Here is a 12,837-nt window from a genome sequence, read left to right on the forward strand (position 1 = left end):
TTGGCCAGGTTGCCGTCAATCTTTCGGAACCCCAAGAAAGATCGCAGAGGCCGAATGACCAGCTCCCATCAATCCGAAACCGATACTCCCACGGGGTCGCTCAACCGCACCAGCCCCGGATTTGCCACCCGGGCGATCCATCATGGCTACGATCCGGCCGGCTTTTCCAATGCCGTCCAGCCGCCAGTGTTCCTGACGTCAACCTATGGGTTCGAAAGCGTGGCAGCAAACGATGCCGCCGCCGCCCTTGGTGGACGGCTCTATGCGCGCGAATACAATCCCACGACCGAGATCCTCGAGCAGCGGCTCGCGATTCTGGAAGGAGCCGAGGCGGGGCTGGTTGTTGCCTCGGGGATGGCGGCCTTCGGCACTCTGATCCTGTCGCTCCTGTCCCAGGGCGATGAACTCATCGTCCACAAGACGCTTTATGCGAACACGCTTGCCATGGTCGAACAGGCGGTCCCCCGCTTCGGCATCAAGGTCGTCGCGGTCGATCTGTCAAATCCCCAAAATCTCGATGCTGCGATCACCGAGCGGACGCGGCTGGTTTTCTTCGAGACGCCGGTGAATCCGCTGAGCCGCATCCTCGACATAGCGGCAATTGCCGAGCGCGCTCACGCGCGCGGTGTAAGGGTTGCAGTCGACAGCACCTTCGCCTCGCCCGCGCTCCAGCGACCGCTTGAGCACGGGGCGGACATCGTGCTCCATTCGCTGACCAAGTACATCAATGGTCATGGCGATGCCCTTGGCGGGGCGCTTCTCGGCGACGCCCAAACGCTCCGTACGCTGCATGAAACGGGCCTGCGCTACATCACCGGCGCAGCGCTCTCGCCGATGTCAGCTTTCCTGATCCTGCGCGGTCTCAAGACGCTGACGCTGCGTATGGAACGGCACAGCGCCACGGCCCTTGCGGTGGCTCGGGCGCTGGAAGCGCACCCGGCGGTGGCATTTGTGAGTTATCCGTTCCTGGACTCGCACCCTGATCAGGTGACGGCGCGAAAACAGATGTCCAACGGATCGGGCATGTTGGCCTTTGGCCTCCACGCTGGATACGAAGGCGCGCGCCGGATGATGGACCGGCTCAACCTGATCATTCGCGCCGTCAGCCTCGGCGATGCCGACAGCCTCATCTATCATCCAGCAAGCCTCACCCGTGCTCGGCAGCCGATCCGCAAGGATGCCCATTTGGCCGATGGAGTGGGCGAGGACCTCATGCGTCTCTCGGTGGGGCTTGAAGACGCTGATGATCTGATCGCCGATCTGCGGCGGGCTTTGGACGTCTTGTAATGACCTGGCATGCGGTCACCTCTGCGCTCACACATAGATCTGGAGCCTTGCCATGGCATTCCTGAGCGGTCTTTCCGCGTTCCCCATCACCCCAACCAATCGTGACGGCCGCGTCGATAGCGTTGCCCTGCGCAGGCTGATTGCTCGGCTTGGCATCGCTCAGGTCGATTCCATCGGTCTTCTCGGCAGCACCGGCACATACATCTATCTGTCGCGCGAGCAACGGCGGCGGGCGCTCTCCGAGACCTTGGACCAAACGGCGGGGCAAATGCCGGTCGTGGTGGGTGTGGGCGCGCTGCGCACCGATGAAGCCGTGGGGCTCGCGCAAGACGCCAAGGCCCTTGGAGCAGCTGCGGGTTTGCTTGCCGCCGCATCCTACACCCCGCTTACTGATGACGAGGTGCTAGAACATTTCTCCACTGTGGCGCGCGAAAGTGGCCTGCCGATCGTCGTCTACGACAATCCAGGAACGACGCATTTCCATTTCAGTCCACCCCTTGTCAGCCGCCTGGCAAAGGTGGCTGGGATTGTCGCCATCAAGAATCCGACAGACAAAAGCGATGCGATCAAGAACCACCTGACCGCCCAGAGGCGTACACTGCCGGAAGGGTTCTCGATTGGTTACAGCGGCGACTGGAACGCCGCCGAGGCCATGATCGCCGGCGCCGACACATGGTACAGCGTCCTCGCGGGCATCCTGCCCGAGGTCTGCATGACGATCGTCACAGCGGCGCAACAGGGGGATGCGGCCGAAGCGCGACGGATCAATGCCGCGCTGGTCCCGATCTGGAGCCTCTTCAAGGAGTTCTCGAGCCTTCGCGTCGTCTATGCACTCGCTGAATTGCTCGACATTTGTGCCGACCCCCCGCGTCCCATCCTGCCTCTGCCCCCAGCAGCGAAGCGCCAGATCGCCGCCGCGTTGAAAGGTTTGCCATCGGATGCCAGCCGGTGAACAGCAAACCCCGTTCGGCAAGTGAAAGGTATTTACCCGCTCATTTCGAGAACTGATCGAAAACAACGCACTCGGCGTGCTGATAGCCATGGCTGGAGCGGTCTCGACGCCAATCACACCCCCTTCGAACTCGACAATCGACTGCGGAGGTACAGACTGCGCAGGGCACTCCGCCCATGCCGCACCGTTCGCCTTCAAACTAGGAATCGGTGGTTTATCCATTGGAATGGCATCGAGCCGGCGCTTTACTTCCGGCCCGGTGCGCGCATTGAAGCCGGTGCCAATGCCGCCGGCGAACACCAGATTTCCGTCCTCGACATTCGCCAGAGCACGCTTCCCGACCGCCGTAACTGTTGCCGGGTTCGCAGCCGATGACGATGAACTCACCACTCAGCACGCATTTTGTCTCACCCATTCTTGGCGCCGGCCGGATCGATATGGACTGACACGAAGCTTGGAGACGGTGCCCTCGAGGCCGAACTGGCAGACTTGCGCGAGAATGTCGCTGCCGCCGCTGATCTCGTCGCTCAGAACGATGCCGTTTGGCGGCGTTTCAGCAGGTTAACTAGCGCTTTGCGCCGATCGACGAGTGGCCGATCGCGAAGACCCTCGCCGTCGATCTTGAGCAGGTCGAAGCCGGCAAGCATGGTCCTGACGTCTCCCGCCGCGGCCAAGAGCCCGCTGAAGACTGGGAATGCGCGACAAGCCTTCTGGTCAACGACGAACGCCTCACCGTCTATTATAGCGTCCGAGGCGCCGAGCTCGGCCACCGCCCGGGACGATAGTCGGAAACCTGAGGGTCCCGTCGTGGAGGTTGCGGGTCGAGGTAGGCCCCCATCGATAGTCGTCCCATTTCATTTCGTGTAGCCAATCAGGGCCCTGCCGGACGCGGCCGACCAGCGGTCGATGTTCGCGACGACCCGAATGTCCAGTCTCGTGTAACCCAGCCTAAGCGGCCTGTCCGCCCAAAAAATGACATTCAGTTGCCTCCAGCCTTTCGACACGACCCACTTCACGATCTCGTAACTCGCCAAACTAGCGGCTTGTTGCTTGAGCTGCGCGTTCCTACGGTGTGGTCGCTAGGCCCAGCAACAAGAGCTCGGTTGCCAGGCGGGCGGAGGCTCAACGAGATAGCCAGCTCAGGACAAGGAGAGCAAGCAATGGTCGCTTTTACCCTCAATGGCGAGGCGCGAACACTCGACGTCGATCCAGAGATGCCGCTGCTCTGGGCGGTCCGTGACGTCATCGGACTCACGGGAACGAAATTCGGTTGCGGGCTTGCCCAGTGCGGCGCTTGCACGGTTCACGTTAACGGCATGCCGACGCGCTCGTGCCAGACCGCAGTCGGCGACATCGAAGGAGCCTCGATCACCACCATTGAGGGTGTGTCGGGCAAGATAGGCGAAACGGTCCAGGCCGTGTGGGCCGAGTTCGACGTACCTCAATGCGGCTATTGCCAGTCTGGCCAGATCATGTCGGCCGTGGCCCTCCTTACAGAAACGCCTAAGCCGTCGGACGATGATATTGATTCGGCGATGAGCGGCAATCTCTGCCGCTGCGCCACCTATCATCGCATCCGCGCGGCCATCCACGAGACCGCCAACCGGCTGGAGACTTGAGGCATGTCGCAGTTTCTCTCGAAGCATAACTCCGTGCGGCCCACGCGCCGCCGGTTCCTCGTCGGCGCGGGCGTCACCACCGCTGGCCTCGCCGTAGGCTACCGGCTAGTGCTGGCGGCGTCCGACATCGCACAAACGACTACTGCAAAGGTTCAGGCGAACCCCTTCCAGACCTATGTCGAGATCACAAAGGAGAACCGAATCATCATCTACTCCTCGCAGTTCGAGATGGGACAAGGCTCCTATTTCGGCATCGCCACCCTGGTTATGGAAGAGCTCGACGGCGACTGGGCGCAGGTGGACGTGGTCGGCGGATATGGCAATACCGCGCTCTACGGCAATCTCGCCTGGGGCGGGGCCGCACAGGCAACCGGTGGCTCCACGTCGATGAGTTCGTCGTGGGAACGCTACCGCAAGGCGGGTGCTGCCGCACGGGCCTTGCTGGTGGCGGCCGCGGCGCAGCGGTGGGATGTGCCAGCCGGCGAGATCAAAGTCGCTTCCGGGGTCGTGTCGCACGCCTCAGGGATGCAGGCGCGCTACGGTGACCTGGCTGAAGCCGCAGCGGGAATGCCGGTTCCCGACGACGTGCCGCTAAAGCCGCGCGACAAGTGGGCCCAGATCGGATCGGACAGCCTCAAGCGCTACGATTCCGCCGGCAAGACCAACGGCGCGCAGACCTACACGATCGACCTCATGATGGAGGGACTCCAGACGGCCGTTATGATCCATCCGCCGAAGTTCGGCGCCGAGATCGAGAGCTTCGACGCAACCAAGGCGAAGGCACTCGACGGCATTGTCGATGTCGTCCAGACGCCGCGAGGCATTGCCGTGGTTGGCAGGGACACCTGGACGGCGCTCAAGGGCCGCGAACTCGTGGAGGTGACCTGGAACGAGGAGAAGGCCGAAGGGCGCGGCACGGCCGAGATCATGGCCGAATACAACAAGGCAGCAGACGATCTGGGCGCGGCCACCGCGCGCGACGACGGTAACACTCCCGCAGCGTTCGCCAGTGCTGAGAAAATCATCGAGGGGCACTACGAATTCCCCTATCTTGTCCATGCTTCGATCGAGCCACTCAACGCGGCCGCCCGAATCAACGAAGACGGCACCATCGACGTCTGGGGCGGACACCAGATGCCCGACCTTTATCAGGCGGCTGCCGCTCAGGTAGGCGGCACCACGCCGGAAAAGGTGAGGCTGCACGTGATGAAGACCGGCGGCAGTTTCGGCCGCCGCGCGGTCTTTGATGCAGATGTCATTATCGAAGCTGTTTCCACAGCGCGTGCACTGGGACGCGGCAAGCCAGTGAAGGTGCAGTGGACCCGCGAGAATGACATGCGGGGTGGGCGGTACCGGCCGGCCTATGTGCATGCAGTCAAGGCGGGGCTCGACAAGAAAGGCAATGTCGTCGCTCTCCATGACCACATCGTGGGCCAATCGGTCTTGGGCGGTTCGACCTCTGCGGCGATGATCAAGAACGGCATCGATCCAACCTCCGTAGAGGGCGCCACCAACCTGCCCTATGCGATCCCGAACCTGAAGGTCGAGCTGACCACCACGGACGTGAACATCCCGGTGCTGTGGTGGCGTTCGGTAGGCTCCACCCACACCGCTTACGCGGTGGAAACCCTGATCGATGAGCTCGCCGCCGCTGCGAACCGTGATCCGGTCGACTTCCGCTTGTCAATGCTCGGTCACCATCCACGGCATGCCGCCGTGCTTAAAGTGGCTGCTGAGAAGGCAGGCTGGGACAAGCCTCTGCCGGAAGGCCGTTTCCGCGGCGTGGCCCTGCATGAAAGCCTCTCGACCTATGTCGCCGATGTGGTGGAGATCACCCTCAACGATGAAAATGGTTTCAAGGTCGACCGCGTTGTCTGCGCGGTAGATTGCGGCACCGCGATAAATCCTGACCAGATTCGCGCTCAGATGGAGGGCGGTATCGGATTCGGGCTAGGTGCGATCCTCCAGGAGGAGCTGACCCTGAAGGGCGGTGTCGTAGACCAAGAGAACTACGATACCTATACACCGCTCAGGATCGAGCAGATGCCGCGAGTCGAGGTGCACATTGTGCCGTCCGAGGAGCCGCCCACGGGAGTTGGTGAGCCAGGTGTGCCGCCGATCGGCCCGGCCGTCGCCAACGCGCTACGGGCGGCGACGGGCAAGACTATCCGCAAGCTGCCGATTATAAAGAACATGTCAGGAATGACACCATGAAACAGCCGCGATGAAGATCGCGCCGTTTTCGAAACGCCTCCTGACAGGCGCTCATCTCCATGGGTCAAATTCCGGCGGCTGCCCGCTCCAATATCCGGTTTGGAGACGGCACCCCGTGTTCTGAACGACCACAGACGGGCCTTGGCGCCGGTTCCACTGAAGAACCGCTTTCGAGACGCAAATGCGTCCACTCCATGAAGAGCACAACCGTATAGCACCAGGAAGGCTAGCTACCTCCATCGCTTCGGAGACCCAGGCCCTCAGAAAACCGAACCTCCCGAGCTCAGAGGCGCTCGTGATCACAATCGCGCTGGTGCGTGGATCATTGTTCAAGGGTTTGCCGATAGGCAGGCGAGATGGCCGATCGACATGATCTTCGCCCGATGCTCTACAAACACAATGCCAGCCGCTGTCACGGAGTCGCGAAGACGAAGGCAATGTGGGTCGACGCCGATACTCATCGTTTGGTTGACAGAGCGCTTGGAATGCCATGCGCTTCACATCGGAGTAGCCATCCGGGAAGCCTGAAGCGCTTTGAAAACGCATGTGCTGCGGCTGTTATTCATAGCGTGGATGACTTTGATCAAAACAATCGATTTCATCACTCTTCCGGAATCGTGCATGGACAAAAAAGAGCCTCACGCACCAATCACACGCTGCTCTAACGCGTGACGAAAGCTGCCTTAGGTATAATCCAAAGGAGAAAATCTTCGATGCGCCCTGACGTGCAGTGGAGGTCGTGCCGAGAAAGTGAGTTGCAACTGGCCGACAATGTCGGGCGGTGCGACCATGGTCGCTTCGGAGAATGAAATCGGGCCAGTTCACGGGGGCGGTACTGTTATTCGTCGACGGCCGCCCTTCCCAAGAACAGGCGGCATCGCAAGTTGGTTCTGCCGATGAAACGACATCGCCGGATACAGGTCAGCAGCCGCTCAGGATTGGATGATCCAGCCAAGCTCTCGGCGTGATGGCACTGTAGGCGTCACAGTCGAAGCATCTCATTGATCGTTTATGAGGCTTTCTTCGATGCCGCTGATGCCTGACGGGCGGTCGCAGCTGCAGGCGACAACACGCCTATTTAGTTGGAAACAGTCGAGGTAAGCCAATTTGGCTTCCCGTTACTATTTGGAGAAAGAAATGCTGTGCCTAGGAATCAGCGGCGGACTTGACCAAGTCCATGAAAACCGATTCGAGCGTCCGAACGCCTTTATGCACGATGGCGCCGCGGTGCTCGTCCGAGACGGAAAGGTGATAGCCGCCGTAGAAGAGGAACGCCTCAATCGAATCAAGCACTCGAACAAGCTGCCAAGTGGTTCGATTCAATACTGTCTCTCGACGGCCGGGGTTCAGCTCAGCGACATTGATCGTGTCGCGGTCTACGCCAGCGAGCCCTATGCCAACGCCATGCTTGAAGGTATGTCCGCTTCCCAACCGGACATTCTCTCCACTCCGTTGGATGCTAAAATGTTGGTGCAGAACCTGTTAGCGCGTGAGTTCGGCACTAAGTTGGACAGTTCGCGTATTTCATTCGTAGGTCATCATCAGGCGCACGCCGTGAGCGCCTTTGCAATGTCGGGCTTCGAACAAAGTCTCATTCTAGCGATTGATGGCTGTGGTGATTTCCTGTCGGGCCTTGTGGCGGTAGGGTCTGGCACAGAAATTACGCAAATCGAGGCTTTCCCGGAGGACAATTCTCTTGGGCTGTTTTATCTCGAGACGATCCGCTGTCTCGGCTACGGCATGTTCGACGAGTATAAGGTAATGGGACTCGCGCCCTATGGCGACCCCGCTCCCTATCGCGAGCTCTTCGAGCAGTTGTACGAGCTCTCCGCCAACGGTGGCTACCGTGTTCACCTCGACCGCATCGGTCCGGCGTTGCTCCGCAACATCGAGATCAGGCGAAAGGGAATGCCTTTCACCCAGCAGCATCGAGATGTGAGTGCGTCACTGCAGGAAGCGCTTGAGCGGATCGTGTTCCACATTCTCCGGCACCACCGTGAGGCCACCGGCATGAAGCGGTTGTGTCTGGCGGGAGGGGTAGCCCACAACTGCACGATGAACGGCAAGCTGCTGTATTCAGGGCTTTTCGAAGACATCTTCGTGCAACCCGCGTCTCACGACGCTGGCTGCGCATTGGGAGCTGCGCTGATAGTCTCTAACGAGATGGGCCGCCCCGCGCCGCGTGAGCGACTGCAGGAGGTCTATTGGGGTCCTGATCTCGGGAGCGACCGCGCCGTGGAACAGGAACTGAATGCATGGTCCGGACATCTCGAGGTTGAACGCTCTTATGACGTAGCGAGCAGTGCAGCCCACTGGATCACCAACGGCGCCGTGATCGGCTGGGTGCAGGGTCGTTCGGAGTTTGGGCCACGTGCGCTGGGCAACCGCAGCATTCTTGCCGACCCTCGGCCCGCTGCAAACAAGGACCGGATCAATGCCATGGTCAAGAAGCGCGAAGGCTATAGGCCTTTCGCACCATCTGTGCTGGAAGAGGATGCGAGCGAATTTTTCGACCTCCCGGACGGTAAGCACGAATTTCCATTCATGAATTTCGTCGTTCGCGTGCGTGACTCAAAGCGCGCCTTGTTGGGTGCCATTACGCACGTTGACGGTACGGCTCGGCTGCAAACAGTATCGCGCGATGCCAACCCAGCTTACTGGGAGGTCATCAATGCCTTCAAGAAGCGGACAGGCACTCCAATTCTGCTCAATACGTCCTTTAACAACAATGCTGAACCGATCGTGGATACGGTTGCAGACGCGATTGCCACATTTTTGACGACAGAGCTGGATGGACTTGTGGTCGGGCCCTTCCTGGTAAAAAAACGGGCTGCAACGCTGCAGGATTGGACTGCGCTTGCGATTTCATTGCCTCCCTCAGTCTCCCTCCATCAAACCCGTGCTTACACAGCGCGAGATCATCAGGAGACTGTCTGCGAGATTATTCCGAACCACTCCAGCATTGACAGTGTGCGAATTTCAAACGACTTGTTTAATCTACTGATGCGGATCGAGGGCGAAGCCGTGTTGCGAGATCACCTCAATATGATTGAGCCGGATCAGGCCAGGCATGCAGCTCTAATGGAGGGCCTGCGAAGACTGTGGGAGCAGCGCCTGGTTCGGTTGCATCCCTCACAAGCTGGTCGGATGGATCATGGGTCCGATCAAACGCTGGACCAGCCCAATAAGCAATCAGCCTGATAGAGATGCACCTCAAGCTCGGCCAATCAAGGGTGTTTGTCGACCCCGCCTGCGAGCTCCCGCTGTGATTACGGGGTCGTCGCCTACGCGGCGGCGCCCACCAACATCTCCATCAGTCGCTTCGGCGACAAAGCCAATCATCTCCCGTAAGAGCAAGTGCTTTCGGGCAAGGTCTGCAGGTTCAAGGAGTTCGTTGAAGGCGCCGCCAGCTGGAGCTGCGTCGAGCGCATCATCGCGCATGGTCGAGCTCGGCGCCCAAGGGAAATCGCCCAATTCGACACGCGTGCGTTTGCGCCTCATTCAAAACCGCTGCGCGGGTGGTCGAGGTGAAATCGGAAGTCCGTCTGTGCCAGCCGACGACGTTCCCGCAGCGCATCCTGCACATCGCCCTCGATCGCATTCCTCAACTCGCGACATACGACGGGGCGCAGGCGCCGGAAACGAACCCGCCCACCGCAACCTGCAAACTCCCGCCTGTCCTCACGACGGAGCAATCCTGGCGCCTGACCAGGCGCGTGGAAAAGCATCACAAGGGTGACCACAGCGTCGCTTCAGGCCGTCAAACGCTATTGCCGTGCGTCAAGGCGGACTAGGTGACCCGTCGGGAAGCCGGCACCAGCGGCTTTGTCGGGACAAGACACATGCTATTGGGATTTGACCGCCGCAGCCGCGAGCATCGCTTCTCCCATCGCAATGGCCCCTTGGGCACGCAGCATTTCGCCAGGGTTCTGAATGTCGCGCAACTCTTTGTTCTGGCTGAGTTTTGATTTTCCAACCAGGCCGGTGATCTCGATCTCCAAGGCGACGATTGCCCTGACCATCGTGTCGATGAAGTCCTTCGGCGCGTCGCCCATCTTCCATGGGACCGGCTGCGAGGCTTCTTGCATGTGAGTGAGCTTCGCCACGTTGCGGCGCACATACCGCTCATCATCCCGGACAGTGATGCGTCCGTGGGCATGGACGACGAGATAGTTCCAGGTCGGCACCTGCTTGTGGAATTCATGCTTGCTCGGATACCAGTTCGGCGAGATGTAAGCGTCGGCCTCACGGAAGATTACGAGAACCTCATCGCCATTGGCGACTTCCTCCCAGACTGGGTTCTTGCGAGCGACATGGCAATTGAGAACGCCCTTGTCTCCCTTCGAGCGGTCAAGCTCGAAAGGGAGGTGGTTCGCGTCCAGCGTGCCTTTGCTTTGGGTGACGAGGATACCCAGCGGGTGTCTCTCGATAAGGTCAAACAGGGCGTTCTGATCAGGGACGGCAAAATGAGGCGGAACGTACAACGGTTTATCTCCTGTCGCGAATGTGCGGTTGTTAGTAATCGGCGGGGCCTTACGGAACGTGCCCCTGAATCTTCGCTGCCGTCGACGAGTGCCCCGGATTTCGGTGTCCACCACGCTCAAGCACCGCCATCGTGAAGTGGGCGGGCACATCAGATGCCGCCGCATATGAGTGAGGTTGGTCAGTGACAAGCCGCGCACTCTCGCCTTCGCTTAAAATTTCCACGTGGGTACCTACCACAACGCTCAGGGCACCCTGACTGACCGAGATCAGCTCGCGCGTATCCGGACTATGAGCGTCCGCGGAAAACACATCGCCCGGCATCATGACCCAGCTCCACAGTTCGAACATCGTGCGTCCCGAGGTCGACGAATGCAGTTGCGCAGAGCTTCCCTTGGCGCTCGTCCAAAGCCTCCTGGTCTCTGTCCGCTCGATGGGAAGGCGCACCGTGGAAGGGTGCTCGTTCAACAAATCGGCCACCGAGAGCGAAAACGCCGCCGCCAGCCGACACAGTATGCCGATACTGGGGTTCGCCCTACCCTGCTCCAGCGCGACCACGGTTCCCTTCGATAGGCCACTTAGTTTAGCCAGGCGATCCAGGGTCAGGCTTTGGTCACGCCTCAAGTCTCGGATCCGGGCTGCTATCGCTTGCCCAAGCGCTTGCTCGGCATCAAACGCTTCCGTAACATTGGTCATTATATTGACTTGAGTCCTCGGCTCACGTATTGCGGTCAGTATAATGACCGGCACGAAATTGCAACTGCCCGTTAGGAAGGAATAACCGATGCGTTTTGAGACGAAGGCGATCCACTGCGGCCGAGGTGTCGACGCGTCCACGGGGGCCGTATCCATGCCGCTGCACACCAGCACGACGTTCGAACGAGGCGCCAACGGGTCATTTCCGTCCGGCTTCGAATACACAAGGGATGGAAATCCGACACGCAATGCGTTCGAGGCGGCCATGGCGACGCTTGAGGGAGGGGGAGACGGCATCGCCTTCGCTTCGGGCATGGCCGCAATCGCTGCAGTTTTCGAGAGCCATCCGTCGGCGGGTCGGATCGTTCTGCCGGATGACATGTATTTCGGCATTCGTTCGCTGATCGAAGAGACCGACATTGGGTCTCGCTTCGACTTTGCCCCCGTCGACATGCGCGATTTGGATGCTTTGCGCGCCGCGGTGACATCGAAGCGGACTGGCCTCGTCTGGGTCGAGACGCCGTCAAACCCGATGATCCGCGTTGTCGACATTGCGGCCATCTGCGCAATCGCGCACGAGGCAGACGCCTTGGCGGTGGTGGACAATACGTGGGCCACCCCAGTGCTTCAACTGCCACTCGAAATCGGGGCAGACGCGGTGATGCACTCGGCGACAAAGTACATTGGCGGCCACTCGGATTTGATGGCCGGTGTCGTCATTGTCCCAAACGCGTCACCCCTCGGTCGCCCATTGCGGATGGTCCAGAAACACAAGGGCAGCGTCGCAGCGCCCTTCGACTGTTGGCTGGCGTTGCGGGGCCTGCAGACATTGCCGGTCCGCATGCGCGCCCATTGCGAAGGCGCCCAGAAAGTGGCCGAGGCCCTGTCGTCTCATCCGCGCGTCGAAAAAGTGCTCTTTCCTGGTTTGCAAACTGATCCGGGACACGATCTTGCTACGCGGCAAATGAGCCATTACGGAGCGATGCTATCCTTTATCGTCGAGGGCGGAGCCGATGCTGCAATGGCCGTGGCCGGCCGCCTGAAGATTGTTGTCCGGGCGACAAGCCTTGGCGGGACGCATTCTCTGATAGAGCATCGCGCATCCGTTGAAGGTGCGAAGTCCAAAGCGCCAGGCGGATTGCTGCGAATTTCTGTAGGGCTTGAACATCCTCAGGACATTATAGATGACCTGATGCAGGCCCTAGGCGAAACCTGCAAAGCGGGAGTCCAATGACGGGTGCAAGAACTCTGGCGCCGCTTTACGTGACGGCTGGCGCAGCCGACGATCGGCAGAACAATGTTCCTGCTGAGTAGAACGCACGTCCTCTGGTGAACCGCTACCGCCGTGTCGCATTGTCTCGGGCGTGGTGGTCGCCTGGGTGATGAACGTCTTCGGGTTTCCGGACGATGGCCACGCGCTCGACCGGATAGCGGAAATACCCAGATTTGCCGTTGACCTACTGCTGCTCGACCTCGTCGGAGATCGCGGTCAACAGATGGGATGGATGTGCTGGCACTACGGCAGTTTGACAAGCCGGCCATCGGGGCGCTAGCACCGTCCAAAGCCAAGAGTCGCAGGGCAGAACT

At 60.2% G+C, this 12,837-nt stretch carries 9 protein-coding genes; 6 read left to right on the forward strand and 3 right to left on the reverse strand.

Annotated elements, in window-relative coordinates; all coding sequences use genetic code 11:
• Nucleotides 1–54: 54 nt before the first annotated feature.
• Complete coding sequence (locus tag X750_RS154075) at nucleotides 55–1,287, forward strand: PLP-dependent aspartate aminotransferase family protein (RefSeq protein WP_023711839.1); 1,233 nt, start codon at nucleotides 55–57, stop codon at nucleotides 1,285–1,287.
• A 52-nt stretch (nucleotides 1,288–1,339) separates the two neighbouring features.
• Nucleotides 1,340–2,239 carry a dihydrodipicolinate synthase family protein gene (locus X750_RS154070; protein WP_023747238.1) on the forward strand — a complete coding sequence of 300 codons (900 nt, stop codon included), beginning with the start codon at nucleotides 1,340–1,342 and terminating at the stop codon, nucleotides 2,237–2,239.
• A 527-nt stretch (nucleotides 2,240–2,766) separates the two neighbouring features.
• Here X750_RS154070 and X750_RS1000000167510 read toward each other — a convergent pair.
• Complete coding sequence (locus X750_RS1000000167510) at nucleotides 2,767–3,009, reverse strand: hypothetical protein (RefSeq protein WP_023747239.1); 243 nt, start codon at nucleotides 3,007–3,009, stop codon at nucleotides 2,767–2,769.
• Between the two features lie 390 nt (nucleotides 3,010–3,399).
• Here X750_RS1000000167510 and X750_RS154060 point away from each other — a divergent pair, with 390 nt between their 5' ends.
• From X750_RS154060 to X750_RS154050, 3 genes are all read left to right on the forward strand, one after another.
• A complete protein-coding gene (locus tag X750_RS154060) occupies nucleotides 3,400–3,858 on the forward strand; it encodes a (2Fe-2S)-binding protein (RefSeq protein WP_023708041.1) in 459 nt (152 codons plus the stop codon).
• 3 nt (nucleotides 3,859–3,861) lie between these two features.
• Nucleotides 3,862–6,072: a xanthine dehydrogenase family protein molybdopterin-binding subunit gene (locus X750_RS154055; protein WP_023747240.1), complete on the forward strand. Its 2,211-nt coding sequence runs from the start codon at nucleotides 3,862–3,864 to the stop codon at nucleotides 6,070–6,072.
• Nucleotides 6,073–7,209: 1,137 nt separating this feature from the next.
• A complete protein-coding gene (locus tag X750_RS154050) occupies nucleotides 7,210–9,273 on the forward strand; it encodes a carbamoyltransferase (protein WP_023708043.1) in 2,064 nt (687 codons plus the stop codon).
• 644 nt (nucleotides 9,274–9,917) lie between these two features.
• On the opposite strand, the gene X750_RS154040 is transcribed toward X750_RS154050, so the two are convergent.
• On the reverse strand, nucleotides 9,918–10,556 hold the full coding sequence (locus X750_RS154040) for an FMN-binding negative transcriptional regulator (protein WP_023672382.1): 639 nt from the start codon (nucleotides 10,554–10,556) through the stop codon (nucleotides 9,918–9,920).
• Nucleotides 10,557–10,605: 49 nt separating this feature from the next.
• Entirely contained in the window at nucleotides 10,606–11,406 is an 801-nt protein-coding gene (locus X750_RS154035) for an XRE family transcriptional regulator (RefSeq protein ID WP_245266008.1), read from the reverse strand.
• Between X750_RS154035 and X750_RS154030 the strand changes: the two genes are divergently transcribed.
• Nucleotides 11,405–12,484: an aminotransferase class I/II-fold pyridoxal phosphate-dependent enzyme gene (locus X750_RS154030; protein WP_245271828.1), complete on the forward strand. Its 1,080-nt coding sequence runs from the start codon at nucleotides 11,405–11,407 to the stop codon at nucleotides 12,482–12,484. The genes X750_RS154035 and X750_RS154030 overlap by 2 nt on opposite strands.
• Nucleotides 12,485–12,837: the final 353 nt, after the last annotated feature.

This window comes from Mesorhizobium sp. LNJC391B00, assembly GCF_000502535.1.
In the GTDB taxonomy this organism is placed as follows: Bacteria; Pseudomonadota; Alphaproteobacteria; order Rhizobiales; family Rhizobiaceae; genus Mesorhizobium.

Coding starts and splice junctions, on each gene's coding strand:
- X750_RS154075 (WP_023711839.1), top strand. CDS start 55: ATGACCAGCTCCCATCAATCCGAAACCGATACTCCCACGGGGTCGCTC.
- X750_RS154070 (WP_023747238.1), top strand. CDS start 1,340: ATGGCATTCCTGAGCGGTCTTTCCGCGTTCCCCATCACCCCAACCAAT.
- X750_RS154060 (WP_023708041.1), top strand. CDS start 3,400: ATGGTCGCTTTTACCCTCAATGGCGAGGCGCGAACACTCGACGTCGAT.
- X750_RS154055 (WP_023747240.1), top strand. CDS start 3,862: ATGTCGCAGTTTCTCTCGAAGCATAACTCCGTGCGGCCCACGCGCCGC.
- X750_RS154050 (WP_023708043.1), top strand. CDS start 7,210: ATGCTGTGCCTAGGAATCAGCGGCGGACTTGACCAAGTCCATGAAAAC.
- X750_RS154030 (WP_245271828.1), top strand. CDS start 11,405: ATGCCGCTGCACACCAGCACGACGTTCGAACGAGGCGCCAACGGGTCA.
- X750_RS154035 (WP_245266008.1), bottom strand. CDS start 11,406: ATGGATACGGCCCCCGTGGACGCGTCGACACCTCGGCCGCAGTGGATC.